The sequence below is a fragment of the Pseudarthrobacter sp. Hb11 genome (assembly GCF_059383655.1).
Genome location: NZ_JBWZCM010000003.1, coordinates 281,434 through 305,213 on the forward strand (window position 1 = coordinate 281,434; position 23,780 = coordinate 305,213).

Genomic DNA, 23,780 nt, shown 5'->3' on the forward strand with positions numbered 1-23,780 from the left:
CGTCTTGCTCCTCCAAAAATAAGCCCGCAGCAAAGGCGCCAAACGAACGCCTCGTCCGGCAATCCGCATTACTGCGCCCTGTCTCGGTCAAAGACGCGTCCCCGGAAGCGTGAATATATCGAGGGATGGACAACATTCGTTGTTTGACGTCATTAGTCGTGTTAGGTTCGTTGTGATCGACGCCTCACAGGGCGGCGCCCTTCGAAGGGCGCCGACAGGGGCAGATGCAGCATCACTTCAAGGAGGAAGATTTGATCAACGACATCAACTTCGGGCGAGCCCACCGGCGTCGGGGCCTCCGCAGGGCCGCTGCAGCTGCCGCACTGGCCATCACGGCGACTGCAGCACTCGCCGGTACGGTTGCCGCGGCTCCCGCTTCCCCCAACTCGTACACGGCCGCTGACTGCGCAGGCAGAAGCGTTCCCGCCAGCAAGATTTCGATTCAGATGTTCAGCTACTGGGGTTGGGCGCGCGAGGTAGGCACCGAGGCCGTCCTAGCCGAGTTGAGCGACATCGGCTACCAGAATGTGGAGCCGTTCGGCGGCACCTACGAGGGCCGGACTGCGGCTGAGTTCGCCGACCTGCTCGGCAGGTACAGCCTGAAGGCGCCCACGTCCCACGGCAGCACCAATGAAGCGCAGTTCGACGAGACACTCGAATACGCGAAGGTTATTGGCCAGAAATACACGGGATCGGGTGGATCCGCGTCGCCTGGCATCGGCACGTATGAGAACACCCTGGCGACAGCGCAGACTTTGAACCGTTTGGGCGAGATGTCAAAGAAGGCGGGCACCGGCAAAATTTTCGTCCATAACCACCAGGGTGAATTCACCAACCAGTTCGCCGATCCGGAAACCGGGGAAATCAAGAGCGCCTGGGAAATCTTGGTGGAGAACACCGATCCGCGGTATGTGACCTTCCAACTGGACGTCCTGTGGGCTGCTGACGCCGGCGTCGACGTCGTCAGTCTTATCGAGGAGCATGGCGACCGTATCGAACTCCTGCATGTTAAGGACGGCTTCCTGAATGGAGACGCGCGGGCCATCCCGACCGACGTCGGCGAGGGCGACATCGACTGGGCCCCGGTCCTCGACGCAGCGCAGGGAAGGGTGAAGTACTACGTGGTGGAGCGTGATGGTGCCCCGGCTACCCGCGAATTCGCTGAGGACAGCTTCAACTTCCTCACCTGCTACTCCTACTGACGCTTAGATTTTCGACCGGCTCATGGAGCCCGCCCGTTGAGGGCTTGCACACCGCACCTTGAAAGGACATCACATTGGGTAAATCAGCTGAGGGGACACCGGGCGTGACCTCGAGCGCAGGACCGGCCGCCTATGCCTACGGAAAGACGGGCATCTGGCTGATAGGCGCGCGGGGGTCAGTGGCGACAACAGCCGCGGTGGGCCTGGCTGCCATTTCCGCCGGCCTCACGAACGCCACCGGGTGCGTCACTGAGCAGGAGCCCTTCCGCGGGGTCGCGCTTCCCGGCTTCGCGGACTTTGTGGTGGGCGGCCACGACATCAGTGATGTATGCATGACCAAGCGCGCCGAAGCACTCGTTGAATCGGGGATGCTTCCGCCTCACCTGCTCGAATCCGTCCGACCCCAGCTGTTGGAAACCGACCAGCGCGTGCGGCCGGGCTATAACAATGCGCAGAAGTCGGAGTCGCAGGCCGAAGTGGTGCAACGGCTTGCCCAGGACATCAAAGATTTCAAGCACTCCAACCGCCTGGACCGCGTCATTGTTCTCGATGTCGCTTCCACCGAGGCGCCGGTTGAACCCATCCCGGAGTTCAGCGACGCGGACCTGCTGCTGGCCGCCATGGAGGACCCGGCACGCTCGGTGCTTCCGCCCAGCTCCGTCAGCGCTTATGCCGCCGTCCTGGCCGGCTCTCCCTACGTGTGTTTCACACCTTCCACGGCTCTTGACGTGCCTGCGCTGCGCGAGTTGGCTGCCCGGTACCGTGTACCGACCGCAGGGCAGGATGGTAAGACGGGCCAGACCTGGCTGCGCTCCGTTCTGGCTCCGGCCTTTGCCGCCCGCGGGCTGCGTGTCCTGTCCTGGGCCGGAACGAACCTCCTCGGCGGCGGTGACGGAGCGACGCTTGCTGACCCGCGGGCCGTTGCAGGAAAACTGCAGTCCAAGAACCGGGGACTCCAGGAGCTGACCGGAGGTGCGGTTACCCCGCTTCATATTGACAACGTCCAGGATCTCGGTGAGACGAAGGTAGCCTGGGACCACATCAACGTTGAAGGGTTCCTCGGCTCCCGCCTCACGCTGCAAACCACCTGGAGCGCTTATGACTCCATGCTGGCCGCACCCATGGTGCTTGACCTCTCACGTCTGATGGCGCTGGCCCATGCTGCCGGAGAAGAAAACCACGTAGGCGCCCTGGGATTCTTCTTCAAGGATCCGTGGGGCAGTGATGAGCACTCGTTTGCGAACCAGACCAACAACCTCGTGGAGTGGGCACAGACGGCAAGCGCGAAGCTGGCGGCCGGCACCGGGAGCCCCGAGCAGCAGTGAGCCGCATCAACGATTACCTTGAACTGGTCCGTGCACCGGCCGTCCTTACCGTCCTCGGTGACACGCTGGTGGGCGGGTCCGCCGCCGGGCACGTGCTCAGCGGCCGCCGGATGATCCTTCCGATTGCGAGCGCCTGCCTCTACGCCGGCGGGATGGCTCTCAATGACTACGCCGACCGCGGGATCGATGCGCGGGAGCGGCCGGGACGGCCCATACCGTCCGGGCGGGTCAGCGAACGGAACGCACTCACTGCAGCCGCAGTCCTGACCCTGGCCGGGCTCGGCCTCAGCGCTGCCGGGGGCGGCAGGCGGGCGTTCGCCGTGGCTCTTCCCTTGGCCGCGGCAATCTGGACCTATGACCTGCTGGCCAAAAGCCATGCGGTGGCCGGTGCACTCACCATGGCGTCCTGCCGTGCCCTGGACGTTCTTATGGGCGCAGGCTCCGGGCACGTTCGCCCCGCACTCGCCGCGGCCGGCATCATGGGCGGCCACACGGTGGCTGTCACCCTCCTTTCCCAAGGTGAAGTCGAGGGAACAACGACGGCGACGGCTTCCGGCGTCGCTGCCGGCACTGGCCTGCTGGCCGGTGCCGTAGTTGCCGGCTCTGCTGTACCCCGCATCCAGGTCGTTGCTGTGCTCGCCGCGGCGGCGGCCTACGCCGTCCGCTGCGGTCCGGCCCAGCTGCGGGCTGCCCGGAATCCGGCGGCGACGAACGCACTTGAGGCCACGAAGGCAGGCATCCGGGCGATGATCCCCCTGCAGGTTGCCCTCACGCTGCGACAGGGAAACGTGGCCGCTGCCGGAGTGCTTGCGTCGGTGGACCTGCTCGGCATGGTCCTGCGTTCCCGTCCCCGGAGTTCGAGGATAAGCGAGTCATGACAGCACCTACACCCATCTCAGCACCCACGATGCCCTTCAGCCTGGGATACGGTACCAACGGTTTCGCCGACCATCCCCTTCCCATCGCCCTCGAACTCCTCGCGGAACAGGGCTACGACGCAGTGGCCCTGACCTTGGGCCACCCCCACCTGGATCCGTTTGCGGAGGACCTGGACGCGCAACTGCAGGCACTGCGAAGCCGGCTCGATGAGCTTGGGCTTCGCGTCATCATTGAAACAGGCACCCGTTTCCTGCTCGACCCGCGGCACAAGCACCGGCCCGCGCTCGTGGATGAAGAGGCCGAAGCCCGGGTCGCATTCCTTCGCCGTGCTGTTGACATAGCAGCCGCCCTGCAGGCAGAGTGCGTCTCCTTCTTCTCCGGCATACTTCCTGAAGACGCCACCCCCGAAACGGGATGGCAGCGGCTTACCTCCCGGGTCGCTGACATCGTTGAGTACGCACGCGGCAAGGGCGTCCTCCTCGCCGTCGAACCCGAACCGGGTATGTTGATCGAGACGGTTTCCGACGTGCTGCGCCTTCGTGAAGAACTTGGCAGTCCAGACAACTTGCGGGTGACCGTGGATATCGGCCACTGCGTAGTGGTGGAGCCGGGCGGGGTGCGGGGCGCACTGCTGCAGGCAGGTCCGCTCCTGGCCAACGTCCAGTTGGACGACATGCGCCCACATGCCCACGAGCACCTGCCGTTTGGCGAAGGTACCGTCGACCTGCCGCTCGCACTCGCAACCCTGGCCGAGCTGGGCTACCGCGGTGTTGCCGCCGTCGAGTTTCCGCGGCACTCCCACGACGCGCCGGGGCTGGCGGTACGCAGTATGGATGCGCTCGGCACCGCCTGGCGGAAAGCAGGAACCAGGGCGGAATCGGAACGATGGCTGGAGGAAAGTACAGCGGCGATCACCGCCGACCCCGCCAGCCTTGGCAAAATCTTTGCCAAGGCCGGCCGCCGCCTGGGCCACGGCCCTCTGCGGCCGGACGCCGATCCCACCGGGGTTCTGTTCGGCACCGTAAGCGACGACGCGCGGGGCCAGCTGATCGGACGGCTTGGGGAGGTCCTTCCAGCGGATGAACTGGCCGAAGCCCTGTTATCGCTCTACGACGGCGGCGATTCAGCCGAACGCCGGGGCGTACTGAAGGGATTGGGGGCATTGGCAACGCGCTCGCCGGAACTTCCGGCCGTCGTCGTCACGGCAGGAGTGCGCCTCACGTCGGAGGCCCTGCGGACAAACGAGAGCAGCCTTGTAGCGGCCGGCGCCGGCCCCTTCGCCGCCGCCTACCTGGACCAGCACAGCTGGCGCCATGCCGTGCTGAAACTGGTTTTTATGGGCATCAGCCTCAGCACGGTCACCGATCTCCAGGAACGGGCTGATGGCGAGCTGGCGCGGATGGCATGTGACTTCGCTGCGGAACGCAAGGCCGCCGGGCGCGCCATTCCTGAAGACCTCCATCTGCTCCTGCAGTCCTCATCCAGCTATTCCACCTCCTTCTAAGGGAAGCAAGCCATGCGTATTTTCGACCCGCACATCCACATGACCAGCCGGACCACCAACGATTACGAGGCCCTCTACGCCAACGGCGTGCGTGCCCTCGTGGAACCCGCGTTCTGGATGGGCCAGCCGCGCACCAACGTGGGCTCCTTTATTGACTACTTCGACTCACTGCTCGGCTGGGAACGGTTCCGCGCCGCCCAGTTCGGCATCCGGCATCACGCAACCATCGCCCTCAACCCCAAGGAGGCGAACGATCCGCGGTGCGTCCCCGTACTGGAGGAGATTCCCCGGTACCTGATGAAGGAAGGTGTGGTGGCCATCGGTGAAATCGGTTATGACTCCATGACTCCCGCTGAGGACGAGGCCTTCAGCCGCCAGCTGCAACTCGCGCTCGAATATTCGTTGCCGGCCATGGTCCACACTCCGCATAGGGAAAAGCTCGCGGGCACCCAAAGGACGCTCGACGTCGTCCGCGAGTCAGGAGTCGCACCCGGCATGGTGGTTGTCGACCACCTCAATGAAACGAATGTTGAGATGGTGAAAGACGCCGGCGCGTGGATGGGGTTTTCCATCTACCCGGACACCAAAATGGATGAGCAGCGGATGGTCGCGATCCTCAGCAGGTACGGAACTGAAAGGGTGCTGGTGAACTCCGCGGCTGACTGGGGCAGGTCGGACCCCCTGAAAACCGTCAGCACCGCCAACGCGATGCTCGCGGCCGGCTTCACGGCCGACGACGTCGACAAGGTGCTCTGGCGAAACCCTGTCGAGTTCTACGGCCAGAGCGGCCAGCTCATCCTTGATCCGATCCCCGGGTTCGATGCGGCTGAACTGCCTGATGCGGCAGCGGGTTTCGAGGGCAACTCCGTCCTGCGGGGGGCCAGGGTCTGATGCTCCTTTCATACTGCACCAACGTCCACCCCGCCGAGGATCTCGACGGCGTCATCCGGCAGCTCCGTGAGTACGCCGGCCCCATCCGCCGCACCGTCGGACTGGATACCCTCGGCGTGGGACTGTGGTTGCCTGCCGGACTGGCCCGTCAGCTGGCCCACAACACAGAGGACCGCGCCGCGCTCCGCGACGTCCTCCACGCTGAAGGGCTGCAGCTGCACACCATCAATGCCTTCCCCTACGGCGGCTTCCACAATGAGGTAGTCAAGCTCGACGTCTACAAGCCGACGTGGGCGGAGCATGCCCGCTTGGAGTACACGCTGGACTGCGCCGAGGTGCTGGCAGCACTCATGCCGGAGGGCACAACCGGGTCAATCTCCACCCTGCCCCTTGCCTGGCGTGAGCCATGGACACAGGCCGACGACGACGACGCCACCTCCGCCTTTGCCGAGCTGAGCTCCCGGTTGCGTGACCTGCGGGAACGTACGGGAAAGACCGTCCGCGTCGCCGTCGAACCCGAACCGGGGTGCGTGCTCGATACCGTGTCTGACGTGGTCGGCTGGCTGCGTCCCCGCATTGAACGCGGCGTGGATCCCGAGTTCGTAGGCTTGTGCGTGGATACCTGCCACCTTGCCGTCTCGTTCGCGGACCCGGCGGGCGCTGTCCAGGAAATTGATGCCGCCGGTTTGCGGATAGTGAAAGTACAGGCGTCAGCAGCCCTGCACGTCACGGATCCATCCGACCCGGCAGCCCGGGAGGCCCTGGCTGCCTTCGTTGAACCGCGATACCTGCACCAAGTACGGGAGTCCCAGCCGGCAGGCGTTGTTGCTGCAGACGATCTCGGTGAAGCCCTCACTGAGCTGCCAGGGGAAAGCGCGTGGCGGGTTCACTTCCATATCCCCCTCCATCACGTCCCCTCCGCCCCTCTGGAGACCACCGTGGACGTGCTGAGCCGGACCGTCACCGAAGTCCGCCGATTGCCCTACGCGCCAGAGGTCCACCTCGACATCGAGACCTATACCTGGAGCGTGCTGCCGGGTGCCTCGGTGGGCATCACCGACGGGATTGCAGCGGAGATTCAGTGGGCGCAGTCGCATCTGTTCGCTGCCGCACCCGCTGTTCAAAGCTCCTGACGCGGACGCCAATGACACCCCGAAACAAGGAAAAACCGTGAAACCAGTACTGCTGCTGAACGTCGTTGGCCTGACTGCCAAGGCCCTGGGCCAGATGCCCCGCCTGTCGCGGCTTGCCGCACAGGGATGGTCATCCGAACTGGCTACGGTCCTGCCCGCGGTGACGTGCACCGTTCAGTCCACCATGCTGACGGGCCTGGCGCCCGCGCAGCACGGAATCGTGGGCAACGGCTGGTACTTCCGGGAGCTCGGCGATGTTTTCCTGTGGCGCCAGCACAACAGGCTTGTCAGCGGCGAGAACATCTGGGAAACGGCCCGCCGGCAGCACCCCGGGTACAGCGCGGGCAATATCTGCTGGTGGTACGCCATGGGAATGTCCACCGACATTACAGTGACCCCAAGGCCCATCTATCATGCGGACGGCCGCAAATCACCCGATGCCTACGTCCGCCCCGCGGAACTTCACGACGAACTGGTGGCCGGCTACGGTGAGTTCCCGCTCTTCCAGTACTGGGGCCCGACGGCGACAATCCAGTCGAGTGAGTGGATCGTCAACTCCACACGGCACATCATGCGGAACCAGTCACCGAACCTGCTGATGGCCTATCTGCCGCACCTGGACTACGACCTGCAGCGGTTCGGACCCGATTCACCGCAGGCTTCGCGTGCCGCTTCGGACCTCGACCGCACCCTGGCGCCGCTGCTGGATGAAGCCGAGGCGCGCGGCTACGCGGTGATTGCCGTGGCCGAATATGGGATCGAAGAAGCAAGCACACCGGTGGATATCAACCGCGTCCTGCGCAGGGAAGGCCTGCTGGAGGTCTATGTGCAGGATGGCCGGGAGCAACTCGATCCGTGGACGTCGCGGGCGTTTGCCGTAGCCGACCACCAGGTTGCACACGTCTACGTCTCCGACCCGGCGGACGTGGAGCGGGTGGCTGCGGTTCTTCGCGGGACCGACGGCGTGGACGAGGTCCTTGACCGGGAAGCGCAGGCCCGGTACGGACTCGATCATGAAAGGTCCGGGGAGCTGGTTGCCGTAGCGGAGCCCCGCGCCTGGTTCACCTATTACTTCTGGCTCGACGACGACCGCGCACCCGAGTATGCACGCGGCGTCGATATCCACCGGAAACCGGGCTACGATCCCGCCGAGCTCTTCTTCAACCCGGCGGACAAGCTGGCGAAGGCAAAAGCAGGGCTCAACCTGGTGAAGAAGAAGCTGGGCCTGCGGTACGCCATGAGTACCGTGCCACTGGATCCGACGCACGTGCGGGGCACTCACGGACGGCTCCCGGATTGCGCAGCCGGCACGCCCCTCATCATTGGCTCGGAAAACCGGATTCCATCCTCGATAGAGGTGCTCCTGAACAGTGGCCGGCAGGTGCCCGCGGCTGCGGTGAAGGAGCTGGTTCTCCAGACGCAGGGGATCAGTAGCTAAGCTTTCGAGTTCGAAACAACAAAACCGCTTCAGGCTCTAATTGGCGCTGTTGCGCTTTTACGTGTCCGAAAATATGCCACAATCTCAAGATTGGCGCAATTTTGTTTTCTGAAACCACTAGGCAATCCGGTTCGGCTCAACTAGCGTTCTAAGTGACCTGAGTCCGGCTGGTCCGGGTCCTCAATGACGAGAAGAAAGTGAACGATGACTGTTAATCGACACGGGATAGCGGAAGCTTCCGGGCATCGCACCTATGCCCCTGGTTTTACAAAAAGACGCACCGCCCGGGCTGGTGCCGGCTTGGCCATGGCTGCCCTGATGGCCACCTCCTTCGCAGTAGGACCGGCGCAGGCCCAGCAGGGCGGCGCTCCAGACGTAGCTCCGCCCGACGCCAATTTCCAGAAGGTAACGCTCAACGACGGCCCGGGCGAGCCTGTTGACCTGGCCGTTCTGCCCAACAACGACGTCCTGCACACAACCCGCGGCGGAGAAGTCTGGCTCAATGACGCGGAGACCGGCCTCAACACGCTGGCCGCAACCCTGGATGTCTACGAGCATGACGAAGAAGGCCTGCAGAGCGTTGCCCTTGATCCCAAGTTCGGGACCAAGGGCAACAACTGGGTTTATCTGTACTACTCGCCCCCGCAGGACACCCCTGTGGATGATCCCGCAACCACCGGCGTGAACGAGGGTGACGCGCCCTTCACCGGCGCAGCGGCGGACTTCGATAAGTTCAAGGGCTCCCTGGTGCTTTCGCGTTTCCAGTTCAACGGTTCCTCCATCGACCTCGCCAGCGAGCAGGAGATCATCGAGGTGCCCGTGGACCGCGGCATCTGCTGCCACGTCGGCGGTGACATCGTCTTTGACGCCGAGGGCAACCTGTACCTCTCAACCGGAGACGACACCAACCCGTTCCAGTCTGGCGGCTACACCCCGATCGACGAGCGCCCCACCAGCAACCCCGCCCTGGATGCGCAGCGGACCTCCGCGAACACCAATGACCTGCGCGGCAAGGTCCTGCGGATCACGCCCAAGGACGGCGGCGGCTACACCATCCCCGAAGGCAACCTGTTCCAGCCCGGCACCCCCAAGACCCGGCCTGAAATCTACGTGATGGGCCTCCGGAACCCCTTCCGCATCGAACTCAGCCAGAGGACCGGCGAACTGTTCGTCGCTGACTACTCGCCCGACGCGCGTAGTGCCAATCCCTCCCGCGGCCCTGCAGGTACCGGCAAATGGGCAGCAATCACTGAGCCGTCCAACTACGGTTGGCCCTACTGCGCCACCGCTGAACTGCCGTACGTCGACTATGACTTCGCCACCGGCACCTCCGGTAAGGCGTTCAACTGTGCTGCTCCCGTGAACGAATCACCCAATAACACCGGCCTCCGCGAGCTGCCCCCCGTAGCCCAGCCGGAGGTCTGGTACTCCTACGGCGCCTCGGCCGAGTTCCCCGAGCTCGAGACCGGTGGAATCGGTCCTATGGCCGGCCCTGAATATGTGTTCAATGAGAAGGCCACCAAGGGCAAGTCACCTGTTGCCTGGCCGTCCTACTACGACGGCAAGTCCTTCCTCTACGAGTGGACGCGCGACTACATCAAGGGCATGACGACGGAGAACGGTGAGCTCGCCTCAATCGAGAACGTCGTTGACTCCCTCGTGGTCGACAACCCCATCGACATGGAGTTCGGTCCGAACGGCGCTCTCTACGTCCTTGAATATGGTGACGGCTACTTCGGCGAGAACCCGGACGCACAGCTGTCCCGCATCGACTACATCGGTGCAGGCGGCAACCACAGCCCGGTGGCGGTAGCCGCTGGAACACCGACGGCGGGTGCTGCACCGCTGACCGTGAAGTTCTCGAGCGAAGGCACCGCCGACGCCGACGGCGACAAGATCCGCTATGAGTGGGACTTCAACTCCGACGGAGTCGTGGACTCTGAGGAAGCAAACCCCACCTGGACCTATGAGGAAATCGGAACCTATACTGCGAGCCTGAAGGTCACGGACCAGGGCGGCAAGCACCGTGGGCGCCACTCCTCTGCAGAGGTGGCAATCGAGGTCGGCAACCAGGCACCGGTCATCGAGTTCATCAGCCCCGTCGCAGGCCAGGATTTCCGCTTCGGCGACACTGTCAGCTACGAGGTCCGCGTTACGGATGACCAGCCGGTTGACTGCTCACTTGTCCAGGTGACCTACATCCTCGGCCACCACACGCACGGACACCCGCAGACCACGACGTCGGGCTGCACGGGCACCCTCACCACTACCGTTCCCGAGGGCCATGACCCGGCCGTAGATGACCTCTCAGCCGTCTTCAGCGCCAGCTACACCGACGCCGGCGACGCCGCATCTGCTCCGCTGACCGGAACCGCTGAGGTAGTACTTGCCGTAGCCAACTGATGCTCCGCGGAGTACCAGTGGCTGCACGATAAGGGCCACGGGCCCAAAACACGAAGCGGATCCTGTCCCAGCCGAAAGCTGGAACAGGATCCGCTTTTTTGGTGACCTGCCGCAGAGAATTTACGCGGACGGAACCCTCGCATCGGCGTCGTCATCCTGGGGGCGAAGGAAACCGGCGGGATCCCGGATGAGGGGTTCGAAGGCGAGCTCCGCGGCACCAACCAGGATGGAATCTTCGCCCAGGGGAGCCAACTCGATGGCGACGCCCTCCCGCGGCCCCCGTGTTCCCGGTGTGCGCAGCGCTTCGCCGAGGGCGTCCGGTGCGGCGCGAACGAGAATGCGCAGGAAACCGCCCAGCACGATCAGGGACGGATTCAGCAGGTTGACCACGCTCTTCAGTCCGATAGCCAGCAGCGCAACCTGCCGGTCGATGATCTCCCGCAGTTCCTGGGACGCGGCCTCGTCCTGCAGCTTCTCCAGCACGGCCTCTTCGAGGTTCTCCCTTTCCCCGGCCGGCAGCCCGACTGCGGCAATCAGCTCTTCACGCGTGACCTCGGCTTCAAGGCAGCCGTAGGACCCGCAGGTGCATGCGGTCCCGCCTGAGCGCACGTGAGTGTGCCCAAGTTGTCCGGCGAATCCCGTGGCTCCTCGGATAAGGCGCCCTCCGCTGATGACACCTCCGCCTATGCCGCTCGCTCCGCCGTAAAGGTAGACAAGGTCCCGAACGTCGCGGCCCGCCCCGAAGGTGGCCTGCGCACGCGCACCGGCGACGGCATCATTTGCTGCGGTGACCGGCAGTTTCAAGGCCTCACTGAGGAGTGCTGCGAGACGTTGGTCGCGCCAGCCAAGATGCGGTGCTTCGATGACGGTGCCATCAACAGGATCCACCAGCCCCGGAATGGCCAGCCCCACGCCCATGATCCGGTGCCGGGCGGGAAGCGAGGTCCGCATCCCCGTGTAAATCGCCGTCACGATGTTTACCACTTCCGCTACCGACGGCGCCCGGACGGTATGGAAGCGGACAGGGTTCACTATGTGCCCGCCCAGCGCAACAAGCGCAACGCTGACCACATCGATATCCGGGTTCACCGACAGTGCCAGCGCGCCGGGACTCGGTTCAATCATGATGCTGGGGCGGCCATGCTGTTGTGCCTGGTCGAGGTCACTCTCCACCACCAGCCCGAGGTGGACGAGTTCGCCCACGAGCGCCGCGATAGTTGAGCGGTTGAGCCCGGTGGCCCGGGTCAGTTGTGCCCGGGAAACACCGGCCATGGAGTGCACCAGGCCCAGCACGGTGGAAAGATTGTGCTGCCGGGTGGAATCGCGGTTGTTCCCGAGGTTGGTCCCGGCAACGGTGCGTCGCACGCGCTCATCGTGCATTGGCGAAGTCATTCCGCGGCAACTTGTCCGGGCGCGTCTCCAGCAATCCAAAGCGGAACCGAACGGCAAAGGCAGGGCACCTCGACAACGGCCGACGTCTTGCCTTCCACTCCGGATCAGGTCCTTCCTGGCAGATAGCCTCGGTGCCGGATTTGTTCTCTCATAGTAACGGCAGGGCGGGCGGTATCTGCGAGGAGGAAGCCATCCCAACGCGGCTAGTGTGACCGCACGTTGGAAATGGCAGAGAACAGCATGTGTTCAAGGCTCCTGCGTACGGCATCGGGCACTCCGTCCACCTCCAGGTGCATCACTGCGAGGTGGGCATTTTCGGTGGCAAGCTGTACGGCATAGTCCTTCGCACCGCAGGACACCAGCAGCGACCGGACATGCCCCGCGTCTGCGGCCGTCATGTCCTGCGATCCGATGAGTGATGCGATCCTGCTCCATTCCGTACGGGTAGCTGCAAAGGAGAGCAGGGCCGTCCGTTTGCCTTCCCGGAGGTCTCCCCACGTGCTTTTCCCGGTGCGGCTTTCCTTCCCGAAAACGCCCAGGACGTCATCGGCGATCTGATAAGCGATGCCTGCGTAACGCCCAAAGCCAGTCAGTGCCGCCACAACGGGTTCCGGGGCCGCTGCCAGCACGGCGCCGGCCTGCAGGGGCGCCTCGAACGAGTAAACGGAAGTTTTTTGGTGTGCCGTCTTGGTGATGTCCTCGAGGGAAGGCATTTCCGGGGTCCGGCTGAACTCGATGTCCAGGACTTCGCCGCCGACGGAAGAGAAAATCGCATCGTCGAGGATGCTGTTCAGCCGCTGGCTCACCGCGGCCGGCGCTTCTATGGCCCTTAACAGCCGGTAGGCGCTGGACAGGGCCAGGTCCCCGGCAAGGAGCCCGGCCGAAACCCCGGCGTGGTCTGCCGACGCAACCGGCTCACCGGCACGCAGTGCCCTGCTCCGGTAGTGGCCGGACACATTGGGAATGCCTCGCCGGACGAAATCACGGTCAATGACGTCGTCATGGATAATGAGCGCACTGTGCAGGAGTTCGTATGAGGCCGCGAGGTCCGCGGCGCTGGAGAAATCAGTGCCGCCCAGTTGGCGGTAAGCCAGCATGACCAACCGCGGGCGGGAGCGTTTGCCGCCCGCGGTTGCCCTTTCGAGTGCTTCCCAGAGGCCGAGGTAGGTTGCGTTGACGGAGACAGCGCGCAGCTTCGCATCGGCGAAGAAGCGCTGAAGCGCATCTTCGACCAGCTCAAGGTCCGCGTTGCCGTTCAGGCGGTTGTCCACGTTCAGGAAGTTCATTGCGCTGCCCTTCGCTTCTGGTCCTGGCTCCGCGGGATTGCCGGGAGCGCCCTATGCCCGCCCTCCGGCGACTTAGCTTTTGATCTTGCGCGGACTCCGGGTGGCGAAGCGCTGCTGCAGGAGAACTGCGACGACAATGATCAGGCCCTTGGCGAGCGACTGGACGGAGGTGTCGAGGTTGTTCTGGGTAAAGACGTTGGTCAGGGTGGCAAAGATCAGCACGCCGAGGACGGTGCCCATGATGGTGCCGCGCCCGCCGATGAGCAGCGTGCCGCCGACAACGACGGCGGCAATCGCGTCAAGTTCGTAGAGGAGGCCGTGCGTTGAGGTTCCCGCGGTGGTGCGGCCGAGCATCATGATGCCGGCGATGCCGGCGGCGAGGCCGGCCAGGACGTAGAGGGAGACGAGGTGGCGCTTGACCTTGATGCCTGCCAGGCGGGACGCCTCAAGGTTTCCGCCGATGGCGATGGTGCGCCGGCCGAAGGTAGTGCGGTTCAGGAGGAACCATCCTGCTATTGCGACGATGACGAAGATCCAGATCAGGATCGGAATGCCCAGAAAGTCAGAGCGCATGACCCTCAGGAAGTCCCGGTTGCTGACGATCTGGGTGCTGCGGCCGGAAATGAGCTCGGCAAGGCCGCGGGCGCCCACCAACATGGCCAGGGTGGCCATAAAGGCGACGACGTTGCCGTACGCGATCACGAGTCCGTTGATCAGGCCGGCAACGAGGCCCACCCCGAGCGCCACCACTACGATCAGGAGCCACGATGACTGCGTGGCGGTCAACTGGACGCTGGCCAGGGTGGCGACGACTGAGGTCAGGCCCATGACCGATCCGACGGAGAGGTCAATGCCGCCCGCGGTGATAACGAAGGTGATGCCGATGCTGATCACCCCGATGATCGAGGCGAGCCGAAGGATGGTGAGCATGTTCTCGAGGTTGAGGAACCGGTCCCCACTGGTGACTGCACCCACTACGACGAGCAGCGCGAGCGCGATGACCAGTCCCAGGCTCCGGCCCGTGGAACCGCTCAGAAAGTTCCGCAGGGGGTTGGCCTTGGTGGTGCTGTGGTCAGCCGGCGCGTCGATACGCGGTTCAGCCACCTTGGTATTCTGCTCGCTCACGCGGCACTTCCCTTCATAACGAGGTCGAGCACTCCGTGCTCGTCTAGATCGCTTGCATTGGTTTGGGTGAGGACCTTGCCATCGTCGATGACGAGCACGTTGTCGGCGAGGCCCAGGACTTCTTCGATTTCGCTGGAGATGACGATCATCGCCGTTCCGGCGGCCGCGAGTCTGCGGATGAGTGCGTAAATTTCGGACCGTGCACCCACGTCCACGCCGCGCGTGGGTTCATCCAGCAGGAGTACAGGGGTTCCGTGCACCAGCCAGCGGGCGAGGAGGATCTTTTGCTGATTACCGCCCGAAAGGGTCCGTGCGGGCCGGTCGGGATCCGCCGGTCGAAGCTCCAGTGCGGCGATCTGCTCCCGCGCGGCGTCACGCTCGGCCTCTTCGTTCAGGTGCCCGGCCCGGGCGAAACGCTCAAAGGTTGAAAGAGTGACGTTCTTGAACACGGGCTCGTCCAGGATGAGGCCCTGGCTTTTGCGTTCCTCCGGCGAAAGGCCGATTCCGGCGTTGACGGCGGACGTGACCGATCCCGGCCTGAGGACCTTGCCGTTCACGGAGACGCGGCCCGACGAGGACTTCCTGGCACCATAAATGGTCTCAAGGATCTCGGAGCGCTTGGATCCCACCAGTCCGGCGAAACCGAGGGTCTCGCCGGCGCGGACCGTGAAGCTGACTTTCTCGAAGTGCCCGGAAAGCTCAAGGTTGGCCACATCGAGCACCACGGGGGCATCCGCAGGGATGGGCTTCCGCTCCGGAAATACGTTCGCGACGTCCCTGCCTGTCATCAGGCGGATCAGTTCCGACTTGGGCGTATCCGTGACGCTGAGGCCGTTTGCAGTGCTGCGCCCGTCCTTGATCACTGAGATGCGGTCGCCGATCTGCCGGATCTCTTCGAGCCGGTGTGAAATGTAGACGACGGCGATGCCTTGGGCGGTGAGCTCGCGAACCACGCGGAACAGGTTGGAGACCTCACCGGAGTCGAGGATTGCGCTGGGCTCATCCATGATGATCAGCTTTGTATCGCGTGACAAGGCCCGCGCCATGCTGACGATCTGTTTGTTGGCGGCGGACAACGTGCCTACTTCAGTGGACGGCGAAAGGCTGCCGTGTCCGAGCCGTTTCAGGAGGGTACGCGCAATCGCGTTCGCCTTCTTTACGTGGAGGACGCCGCCGGTGGCACGTTCGTGGCCAAGAAAAATGTTCTCGGCAACGGAAAGCCCATCGACGACGTCGAGCTCCTGGTACATGGTCGCAATGCCCAGGTCGAGCGCTGCAGTGGGACGGGGGAGGGAAATCTCCTTGCCCTCCCAGCGGATCTCTCCGCTGTCAGGCTGATGGACGCCTGAGAGTGTCTTGATAAGGGTGGATTTGCCCGCTCCGTTCTGGCCCATAACGCAGTGGACTTCTCCCGGAAGTACCTGCAGATCGACGCCTTTCAGCGCCTGGACGCCAGCAAAGCGCTTGGTGAGTCCCCGAACTTCGAGCAACGGCCGTGGCTGATCTTCTTCGAACATGCGATGAACCTAACACATTATGTCGGCGATCGGTATAAAGTCGTCGATTTCCTACAATCTTCTGTTATTGTGAGGGCAGTCACGCAAAGTAGCGGGCATAAAAAGAGCATGCTGCACCACGCGAAGACGCACTTAACTCACTGAGGAGATACACATGCTTGCAGTTCGTACGGGCCGGAAGTTGCTCGTCACCACCGCTGCCTTTCTTGCTGTCGGCGCCCTTGTTACCGGGTGTACAGAAGGCGGGGGCGGTACCAACACCCAGCCCACCAATGCATCGGTGGAAGGCAATGAGGCCCAGGGTGACAAGGTTGTCATCGGCTTCTCCGGCCCCGCTGCAGACCACGGCTGGCTGGGCGCCATCAACTCCGCCGCTATCGCCGAGGCGAAGAAGTACGGCGACGTCGACCTGCGGGTGGCTGAAGGAACCAACGACGCCAACCTGCAGATCAGCCAGGTAGAGCAGTTCATCAACGACCGCGTGGACGCCATCGTGCTGCTTCCCACCGACGGCGCTGCCCTCACACCGGTTGCCACCCAGGCCATGGAAGCCGGCATTCCAGTCATCAACGTTGACCGCGAATTCTCAAGCCCCGCAGCGGCTCGCGCCACTATCCTGGGCGACAACTACGGCATGGGGGTCAGCGCGGGCACCTACGTCTGCGAGCAGCTCAAAGACAAGAAGGATGCAGTGGTCGCCGAGATCGCCGGCATCGACTCGTTGCCGCTGACGCAGGACCGAAGCAAGGGCTTTAAGGATTCGCTGGAAACCTGCGGCCTCAATGTGGACAACCGCGTTGCAGCTGACTTCACAGTCCAGGGCGGAGAAGCGGCCACGTCCCAGCTCCTTTCTGCCGCTCCGAAGATCGATGCGCTGTGGAACCACGACGACGACCAGGGCGTAGGCGTCCTCGCGGCCATCGACAACGCCGGCCGCAAGGACTTCTTTATGGTCGGTGGTGCCGGCTCTGCCAACGCCATGCGTGAGATCCAGTCCGGTGAGAGCGTCCTGAAAGCCACCGTCATCTACCCCTCGACCCAGGCCGCGGACGGAGTCCGCCTCGCTCGCCTGATCTCACAGAAAAAGGCCATGAGCGATCTCGTGGAAGTGGAAGTCCCGAAGCGCATCGTTCTGAACGCCCCGGTTGTCACCAGCGAGAACGTCGACCAGTACCTGCCGACAGCTTTCGAATCGTAGGACCGTGTCAGGTGGGGCGCCCTGCCGCTGGCAAGGGCGCCCCACCTTGTTCCAACCACTATTTACTGCCGCCGGACAAAGAGGAAACATGCTGAACGACGTACCACCCCTGAAGGTTGCCCTGATCGGACACGGATTTATGGGCGCTGCCCATTCTCAGGGATGGCGGGTCGCGCCGCGGTTCTATGATCTGCCGGCCCGGCCGGAAATGACCCTGCTGGTGGGACGCAATGCCCGCGGCGTGGAGGCAGCGGCGAGGAGCTGGGGTTGGGAAGAGACTCACACCGATTGGCGGGCAGCCATTGCCCGCGACGATATTGACGTAATCGACATTGTCACGCCCGGCGGCTCCCATGCCGAGATCGCAATTGCTGCACTGGAGGCGGGCAAGCACGTCCTGTGCGAGAAGCCGCTGGCAAACACCCTGGAAGAAGCTGAAGCAATGGCTGCCGCCGCGGACCGTGCCGGCAAAGACGTCCTCGCGATGGTCGGCTTCACCTACCGCCGCGTTCCCGCTGCAGCCTTCGCAAGGGACTTGGTCCAGTCCGGGGCGATTGGCGAAGTCCGGCAGGTTCGTGCCGCCTACCTGCAGGATTGGCTGGTTGACGCGGAGGCGCCGCTGACGTGGCGTCTGCAAAAAGAGCATGCCGGATCCGGAGCGCTCGGAGACCTTGGCGCCCACGCGGTGGATCTTTCCCAGTTCATCACCGGCCAGAAGATCACGGGAGTCAGCGGCATCCTGAACACCTTTGTCCACGAGCGGCCGCTTCCCGGCTGGGCATCAGGCCCGGCGGGCACCGCCGCACCGGGGCGCGGCAACGTCAGCGTAGACGATCTCGCCCTTTTCACCGGGCGCTTCGACGGCGGCGCAGTGGGTTCGTTTGAAGCGACACGAATGTCCACCGGCCGCAAAAACGCGCTGCGAATCGAAGTTGCCGGCTCCGCCGGCGCCATTTCCTTCGACCTGGAGAACATGAACTCTCTCGGCTTCTACGATGCAACCGCGCCCGACACCCGCCAGGGTTTTACCGACATCATGGTTACCGAACCGGGTCACCCCTACTTGTCTGCCTGGTGGCCTGCAGGACACACCCTTGGCTACGAGCACGGCTTCGCGCACCAAGCAAAGGACTTCGTTGAAGCCATCGCTGAGGGCCGTCAGCCGGAGCCGTCCTTCGCCGACGGACTGCAGGTGCAAAGGGTACTGAACGCTGTGGAACGCAGTGCAGAAGCCGACAGCATCTGGACGAAAACCATATAGGCGAACGCCTCCAGCCTGCGTCAGTGAGGGATCGAAGATGCCCATCCCACCGCGTCAGTACAGCACCAACCCGCCCGCCAAGCCCTCGAGGCCGGCCTGGACACGGTACCGGCCGGAGGGCTGGGGCAGGCCACGGCGGTTGGCCGGAGCACCGCTCCCCCAGTTCCACGTCCAGTCCCCGGAAGCAGACGGACAGCCAATGAACGTGCTGCGCGCGTTCTACAGCGCCCTCGCCACTTTTTAGCCTCATGGCCAACTGGCCGCCGTCGTCCGCATCCCCGGCCCTGCGACGTGCGATACTCCGATAACAAAATTCCTGCCGGAGGTGCCGGCGGAGCCGGAAGGGGTAGTTGGGATGCAGGAATTCGCCAGCCTGGACGAAGCGGCCCGGCAGCATGTCGTCCGCGCCCTTGCAGGAGCGGACCTCAACGCAGGAGCTGACTTCAACCAACGGCTCCAGCGGCACTTTCCCGACCTTTGCCGCCTCTTTTACTCCCTGTACGGCGCCCGGTCCGACTGGCTGGACCAGCTGACCGCGCTGGTCCTGCAGAGCGCCCGCTCCTGGCAGGACCGCCCGGCAGAGCTGAAGGCCGTCGACGCCGAGCGGGCGGCGAACAGCGGCTGGTTCCTGTCCAACGACATGCTGGGCGGGGTCTGCTACGTGGACCGGTACGCGGAAAGCCTGGAGGGCGTCCGCAGCCGCATCCCGTACTTTAAGGAGCTCGGCCTCACCTACCTGCACCTCATGCCGCTGTTCCTGGCGCCCGAACCGCACTCGGACGGCGGCTACGCTGTCTCCAGCTACCGTGAAGTGAACCCGAAGCTGGGCACCATGGAACAGCTGCAGTCACTGGCCGCCGAGCTGAGGGCCAACGGCATCAGCCTGGTGGTGGACTTCATCTTCAACCACACATCAGACGAGCACGAGTGGGCCCGGCGCGCGGCCCAGGGTGATCCAGAGTACAGCGATTACTACTGGATTTTCCCGGACCGCACCATGCCGGACGCCTTCGAACAGAACGTGCGCGAGATCTTTCCCGAGAACCATGCGGGGTCCTTTATCCAGATGGAGGACGGCCGCTGGGTCTGGGCCACTTTCCACACCTACCAGTGGGACCTGAACTACTCCAACCCGGACGTTTTCCGGGCGATGGCCGGTGAGATGCTGTTCCTGGCGAACCAGGGCGTGGAGATCCTCCGCATGGACGCCGTGGCCTTCATCTGGAAGGAGCTTGGTACCCCGTGCGAAAACCTCCCGGAAGCGCACACCCTGCTCCAGGCCTTCAACGCCGTGTGCCGGCTCGCCGCGCCGTCGCTGCTGTTCAAGTCCGAAGCCATCGTGCACCCGGACGAGGTGGCGCTCTATATCGACCCCGCGGAATGCCAGATCTCCTACAACCCGCTGCAGATGGCGTTAATCTGGGAGTCCCTGGCTACACGCGACGTCTCGCTGCTGGCACAGGCACTGGAGCGCCGGCACAACATCCCCGAGGGAACTTCCTGGGTGAACTACGTCCGCAGCCACGATGACATCGGCTGGACGTTCGCGGATGAAGACGCAGACGAACTCGGAATCAACGGCTTTGACCACCGCCGCTTCCTTAACTCCTTCTTCGTCAACCGCTTCCCCGGCAGCTTTGCCCGCGGCGTTCCCTTCCAGGACAATCCGAAGACCGGTGACTGCAGGATTTCAGGGACGACGGCGTCGCTGTGCGGGATGGAGGTTGACCCGGCGGAGGCGGTGGAGCGGATCCTCCTGGCCCACTCGGTTGCCTTCAGCACCGGCGGTATCCCCCTGCTGTACCTCGGCGATGAGGTTGGCCAGGTCAACGACTACGGATTCGACCGGGAAGCGGGCCACGAGACCGACAGCCGCTGGGTGCACCGGCCCTACTTCCCGGAAGAGCAGTACGAGCACCGCCTGGACCCGTCCACCCCCGAAGGTGCCGTCTACGCCGGCCTGAAACGGATGGTCCAGGTCCGGGCCGGCACGCCTGAGCTGGCAGGCACCCGGCTGATCGGCTTCCAAACCAACAACCGCGGCGTCCTGGCGTACCAGCGGCCGGGCAGCAGCGGCCCGGCAGGCAAGAGATCCATGGTCCTGGCGCTGGCCAACTTCAGCGACCAACCCCAGACCCTGCTCGCCGAAACCTTTGCCGGGTACTCGGCAGCCGCCGTCGACCTCCTCTCTGAAGCCGAACTGCAGCTGGATGAGGGCGTCACGCTCCTTCCGCGCCAATACGTCTGGCTGCGCGTCACCCCCAGCCTGTAATTGGGTCCGCAGCCGCGCGGCGTGAAAGCATACGGACCATGGCCCAAAAGATTGCGTACCAGGGTGAGCCCGGCGCCAACTCCAATATCGCGTGCAAACAAATGTTCCCAGCACTGGAAAGCGTGCCCTGCGCGAGCTTTGAGGATGCCTTCGAACTGGTGTCCAGCGGTGAGGCGGACCTGGCCATGATCCCCATCGAGAATTCGATCGCCGGCCGGGTTGCGGACATCCACATCCTGCTGCCCCAGTCCAACCTGCAGATCGTGGGCGAGTTCTTCCTGCCCATCCACTTCGACCTGCTGGGCGTCCCGGGCAGCACCATCGAGGACGCCACCGAAGTCCACAGCCACATCCACGCCCTGGGCCAGTGCCGGCGCCTCATCCGCGATCACGGACTCAGGCCCGTGATCGCCGGTGACACCGCTGGCTCAGCGCGGGAGGTCAGCGAGTGGAACGATCCCCGCAAGCTGTCCCTCGCTCCCCCGCTGGCCGCGCAGATTTACGGCCTGGAAGTGCTGGCCTCCCGCGTGGAGGACGACCCCTCCAACACCACCCGCTTTGTGGTCCTGGCGCGGGAAACAGAACTGCCGGCCCGGAACGAACTGCCCGGACCGGCAGTGACCAGCTTTGTGTTCCGCGTCCGGAACGTCCCGTCCGCGCTCTTCAAGGCGCTGGGCGGGTTTGCCACGAACGGCGTGAACATGACGCGCCTGGAAAGCTACATGGTGGGCAACGAGTTCGCCGCCACCATGTTTATGGCCGACGTCGAAGGCCACCCCGAGGACCTGCCGCTGAAGCTGGCCCTCGAGGAACTGGACTTCTTCACCACCGAAGTACGTGTCCTCGGCGTGTATTCAGCTGCCGGGTACAGGACGCGTCAGACCGTCAGCGGCTGACCTGCCGTCTGGTGCGGCTTCAGCAGGGGTGCGAAAAACTTCCCCAACTCAGCCGTCGCCGTCAGGGGCAGCACGTTCGCCACGTACTGGTCCGGGCGTACCACCACCACCACGCCGCCACGGTCCAGGCCGCGCAGTTCAAAGATGTCCGCGGCAGGGTCGGTGGCGTACACCTTCTCGTAGTCGGTCAGCTTGAACGGGCCCACCTGCGGCTTGAAGACCCCGGGGACGGCGCCGATGTCCACGGCGGTGTGCGGTTGCTGGTAGATCACCTTGACGTCGAACCAGGCGTCAGGATCAGCGTCCGACGGCGTCGCGGCCAGCGGTGATTCCGGCGAGTTCGCAATCCACTGGGCGAAGTGCGCCACCCCTGACTGCGCACCTGCCTGGGCCGCGTCGGCAAAGACGTAGATGCGCCACCGGCCGTCCGCCGTGGCATGGTGCCCGAGGTGCAGCGGGTTGGTGTCGCCCACCCGTACCACGGGCGCCGACTTGAAACGCTTGCCCACCGGGAAACCGGTGGCCAGGTCCTGGTGCTTCGCGGGGGCCACCAGCATCGACGGTGCATACTCGGTCATAAACCCGGCCGGGAACTCGGCAGTGCGCACGTAGAAGTCCTCAAGGTCCGAGGGGTGCTCGAACTCCTCGGGCTTCTTGGCCATCATGGTGGACCATTCCTTGTCGAAGTCGATGAGGTTTTTGGCCACCACTTGGCGTTCGGCCGAGTAGGTGGACAGCAGGCTTTCCGGGCTGCGGCCTTCCAGCACGTGCCCGAGTTTCCAGGCAATGTTGAAACCATCCTGCATGGAAACGTTCATCCCCTGGCCGGCCTTGGCGCTGTGCGTGTGGCACGCGTCGCCGGTGATGAAGACGCGCGGGGTCCGTGTCCCGCGTTCCTCCGGCAGGACGTCGTCGAACCTGTCTGTGAGCCGGTGCCCCACCTCATAGACGCTGTGCCACGCAACGTTCCGCACGTCGAGTGTGTAGGGGTGGAGGATCTCATTGGCTTGATGGATGATCTGCTCGATGGTGGTGTTGCGGACCGCGCCCTTGTTGAGGGGGTCCACTTCGCCGAGGTCAACGTACATGCGGAAGAGGTGGCCACCTTCGCGCGGGATCAGCAGGATGCTGCCCTTTTCACCTTGGATGGCGCACTTGGTGCGGATATCGGGGAAGTCGGTGACGGCGAGGGTATCCATCACGCCCCAGGCGTGGTTGGCCTGGTCTCCGGCAAGATGGCAGCCAATGGCCTCGCGCACCTTGCTGCGGGCGCCGTCGGCACCCACCACGTACTTGGCCCTGACAATGCGCTCCTGCCCTTCGTTAGGACCGGCGGTGTGCAGAAGTGTCACGGTGACGGGGTACTCGCCGTCGTCCGCGAGGCTGAGGGATTGGAACTCGTAGCCAAAGTCCGGCTTCAGCCGGGTGGGGGAATTGGCGGCAAATTCGGCGAAATAGTCCAGCACGCGGGCCTGGTTGACGATGAGGTGCGGGAACTCGCTGATGCCCATTTCGTCATCCACGGCCCGGGCAGTCCGGATGATGTTCGCGCGGTTGGCGGGGTCCGGCTTCCAGAACGCCATCTCGGTGATGCGGTAGGCCTCGGCGATGATTCGCTCCGCGAACCCGAAGGCCTGGAAGGTCTCGACGCTCCGTGCCTGGATGCCGTCAGCCTGGCCGATGGCGAGGCGTCCCGGACGGCGCTCGATAATCCGCGTGCTGACAGCCGGGAACATCGAAAGCTGCGCGGCGGCGAGCATGCCCGCCGGGCCGGTTCCAACGATCAGCACGTCAACCTGGTCGGGGAGCTCCTCAGGCCGGTTGAGGCCGACGCCGGCTACCGGCTTTACCCGCGGGTCTCCGGATACGTAACCGTGGTGGTGAAACTGCACGGGATCCCTCACTTCGTTGTGTGGCTCTTCGGCGGAAAGTGTTCGATAATAGAACTTGGGTTTCCATATTAGAAGAAGCTGCTGTTGGAGCAACACTGTACGCCACCTGCAACGGGGTGGACAAGAGCCTCAAAAGGCGCCGAAACAAAGGGTTGACGCACAGGAA

18 protein-coding genes are annotated in these 23,780 nt (G+C 64.1%); 13 read left to right on the forward strand and 5 right to left on the reverse strand.

What is annotated here, in order from left to right; translation table 11 throughout:
* The first annotated feature begins 251 nt into the window (after positions 1–251).
* From AC50X7_RS07930 to AC50X7_RS07965, 8 genes are all read left to right on the forward strand, one after another.
* Positions 252–1,202 carry a sugar phosphate isomerase/epimerase family protein gene (locus AC50X7_RS07930; RefSeq protein ID WP_494978498.1) on the forward strand — a complete coding sequence of 317 codons (951 nt, stop codon included), beginning with the start codon at positions 252–254 and terminating at the stop codon, positions 1,200–1,202.
* A 74-nt stretch (positions 1,203–1,276) separates the two neighbouring features.
* Complete coding sequence (locus AC50X7_RS07935) at positions 1,277–2,527, forward strand: inositol-3-phosphate synthase (protein ID WP_494978499.1); 1,251 nt, start codon at positions 1,277–1,279, stop codon at positions 2,525–2,527.
* Positions 2,467–3,405 (forward strand): SCO3242 family prenyltransferase, encoded by a 939-nt coding sequence (locus AC50X7_RS07940; protein WP_494978500.1) that lies wholly within the window; start codon positions 2,467–2,469, stop codon positions 3,403–3,405. The genes AC50X7_RS07935 and AC50X7_RS07940 overlap by 61 nt, the downstream gene beginning before the upstream one ends.
* Positions 3,402–4,910, forward strand: a complete 1,509-nt coding sequence (locus AC50X7_RS07945; protein WP_494978501.1) for an EboA domain-containing protein — start codon at positions 3,402–3,404, stop codon at positions 4,908–4,910. The genes AC50X7_RS07940 and AC50X7_RS07945 overlap by 4 nt, the downstream gene beginning before the upstream one ends.
* A 12-nt stretch (positions 4,911–4,922) precedes the next feature.
* Entirely contained in the window at positions 4,923–5,801 is an 879-nt protein-coding gene (locus AC50X7_RS07950; RefSeq protein WP_494978502.1) for a TatD family hydrolase, read from the forward strand.
* Complete coding sequence (gene eboE / locus AC50X7_RS07955) at positions 5,801–6,934, forward strand: metabolite traffic protein EboE (RefSeq protein ID WP_494978503.1); 1,134 nt, start codon at positions 5,801–5,803, stop codon at positions 6,932–6,934. Before AC50X7_RS07950 ends, eboE begins: the two co-directional genes overlap by 1 nt.
* Before the next feature lie 37 nt (positions 6,935–6,971).
* A complete protein-coding gene (locus AC50X7_RS07960; RefSeq protein ID WP_494978504.1) occupies positions 6,972–8,372 on the forward strand; it encodes an alkaline phosphatase family protein in 1,401 nt (466 codons plus the stop codon).
* 204 nt (positions 8,373–8,576) lie between these two features.
* Positions 8,577–10,775, forward strand: a complete 2,199-nt coding sequence (locus tag AC50X7_RS07965) for a PQQ-dependent sugar dehydrogenase (RefSeq protein WP_494978505.1) — start codon at positions 8,577–8,579, stop codon at positions 10,773–10,775.
* Positions 10,776–10,895: 120 nt separating this feature from the next.
* Here the strand turns inward: AC50X7_RS07965 and AC50X7_RS07970 are convergent, their stop codons facing one another.
* The 4 genes from AC50X7_RS07970 to AC50X7_RS07985 form a co-directional block, all read right to left on the reverse strand.
* Positions 10,896–12,167 carry an ROK family protein gene (locus AC50X7_RS07970; protein ID WP_494978506.1) on the reverse strand — a complete coding sequence of 424 codons (1,272 nt, stop codon included), beginning with the start codon at positions 12,165–12,167 and terminating at the stop codon, positions 10,896–10,898.
* A gap of 203 nt (positions 12,168–12,370) precedes the next feature.
* Positions 12,371–13,453, reverse strand: coding sequence for a polyprenyl synthetase family protein (locus AC50X7_RS07975; protein ID WP_494978507.1), 1,083 nt, complete (start codon positions 13,451–13,453; stop codon positions 12,371–12,373).
* Between the two features lie 72 nt (positions 13,454–13,525).
* Positions 13,526–14,578 (reverse strand): ABC transporter permease, encoded by a 1,053-nt coding sequence (locus AC50X7_RS07980; RefSeq protein WP_494978508.1) that lies wholly within the window; start codon positions 14,576–14,578, stop codon positions 13,526–13,528.
* Positions 14,575–16,095, reverse strand: coding sequence for a sugar ABC transporter ATP-binding protein (locus tag AC50X7_RS07985; RefSeq protein ID WP_494978509.1), 1,521 nt, complete (start codon positions 16,093–16,095; stop codon positions 14,575–14,577). The genes AC50X7_RS07980 and AC50X7_RS07985 overlap by 4 nt, the downstream gene beginning before the upstream one ends.
* A 154-nt stretch (positions 16,096–16,249) precedes the next feature.
* Here AC50X7_RS07985 and AC50X7_RS07990 point away from each other — a divergent pair, with 154 nt between their 5' ends.
* The 5 genes from AC50X7_RS07990 to AC50X7_RS08010 all read left to right on the forward strand — a co-directional run bounded on the left by AC50X7_RS07990 (position 16,250) and on the right by AC50X7_RS08010 (position 21,722).
* Positions 16,250–17,293, forward strand: a complete 1,044-nt coding sequence (locus AC50X7_RS07990; RefSeq protein ID WP_494978510.1) for a substrate-binding domain-containing protein — start codon at positions 16,250–16,252, stop codon at positions 17,291–17,293.
* Between the two features lie 88 nt (positions 17,294–17,381).
* Positions 17,382–18,554, forward strand: coding sequence for a Gfo/Idh/MocA family protein (locus tag AC50X7_RS07995; protein WP_494978511.1), 1,173 nt, complete (start codon positions 17,382–17,384; stop codon positions 18,552–18,554).
* Positions 18,555–18,591: 37 nt separating this feature from the next.
* Positions 18,592–18,798 carry a hypothetical protein gene (locus tag AC50X7_RS08000; RefSeq protein WP_494978512.1) on the forward strand — a complete coding sequence of 69 codons (207 nt, stop codon included), beginning with the start codon at positions 18,592–18,594 and terminating at the stop codon, positions 18,796–18,798.
* Between the two features lie 111 nt (positions 18,799–18,909).
* Positions 18,910–20,826, forward strand: coding sequence for an amylosucrase (locus AC50X7_RS08005; RefSeq protein WP_494978513.1), 1,917 nt, complete (start codon positions 18,910–18,912; stop codon positions 20,824–20,826).
* A 38-nt stretch (positions 20,827–20,864) separates the two neighbouring features.
* Entirely contained in the window at positions 20,865–21,722 is an 858-nt protein-coding gene (locus AC50X7_RS08010) for a prephenate dehydratase (protein WP_494978514.1), read from the forward strand.
* On the opposite strand, the gene AC50X7_RS08015 is transcribed toward AC50X7_RS08010, so the two are convergent.
* Positions 21,704–23,614 carry an FAD-binding monooxygenase gene (locus tag AC50X7_RS08015; protein WP_494978515.1) on the reverse strand — a complete coding sequence of 637 codons (1,911 nt, stop codon included), beginning with the start codon at positions 23,612–23,614 and terminating at the stop codon, positions 21,704–21,706. The two genes, AC50X7_RS08010 and AC50X7_RS08015, sit on opposite strands and share 19 nt — an antisense overlap.
* Positions 23,615–23,780 lie beyond the last annotated feature (166 nt).

Bases quoted from the DNA above. Each gene is read 5' to 3' on its own strand.
- AC50X7_RS07945 (WP_494978501.1), top strand. From the start codon at position 3,402: ATGACAGCACCTACACCCATCTCAGCACCCACGATGCCCTTCAGCCTG.
- AC50X7_RS07950 (WP_494978502.1), top strand. From the start codon at position 4,923: ATGCGTATTTTCGACCCGCACATCCACATGACCAGCCGGACCACCAAC.
- eboE (WP_494978503.1), top strand. From the start codon at position 5,801: ATGCTCCTTTCATACTGCACCAACGTCCACCCCGCCGAGGATCTCGAC.
- AC50X7_RS07965 (WP_494978505.1), top strand. From the start codon at position 8,577: ATGACTGTTAATCGACACGGGATAGCGGAAGCTTCCGGGCATCGCACC.
- AC50X7_RS07970 (WP_494978506.1), bottom strand. From the start codon at position 12,167: ATGACTTCGCCAATGCACGATGAGCGCGTGCGACGCACCGTTGCCGGG.
- AC50X7_RS07975 (WP_494978507.1), bottom strand. From the start codon at position 13,453: ATGAACTTCCTGAACGTGGACAACCGCCTGAACGGCAACGCGGACCTT.
- AC50X7_RS07985 (WP_494978509.1), bottom strand. From the start codon at position 16,095: ATGTTCGAAGAAGATCAGCCACGGCCGTTGCTCGAAGTTCGGGGACTC.
- AC50X7_RS07990 (WP_494978510.1), top strand. From the start codon at position 16,250: ATGCTTGCAGTTCGTACGGGCCGGAAGTTGCTCGTCACCACCGCTGCC.
- AC50X7_RS07995 (WP_494978511.1), top strand. From the start codon at position 17,382: ATGCTGAACGACGTACCACCCCTGAAGGTTGCCCTGATCGGACACGGA.
- AC50X7_RS08000 (WP_494978512.1), top strand. From the start codon at position 18,592: ATGCCCATCCCACCGCGTCAGTACAGCACCAACCCGCCCGCCAAGCCC.
- AC50X7_RS08005 (WP_494978513.1), top strand. From the start codon at position 18,910: ATGCAGGAATTCGCCAGCCTGGACGAAGCGGCCCGGCAGCATGTCGTC.
- AC50X7_RS08010 (WP_494978514.1), top strand. From the start codon at position 20,865: ATGGCCCAAAAGATTGCGTACCAGGGTGAGCCCGGCGCCAACTCCAAT.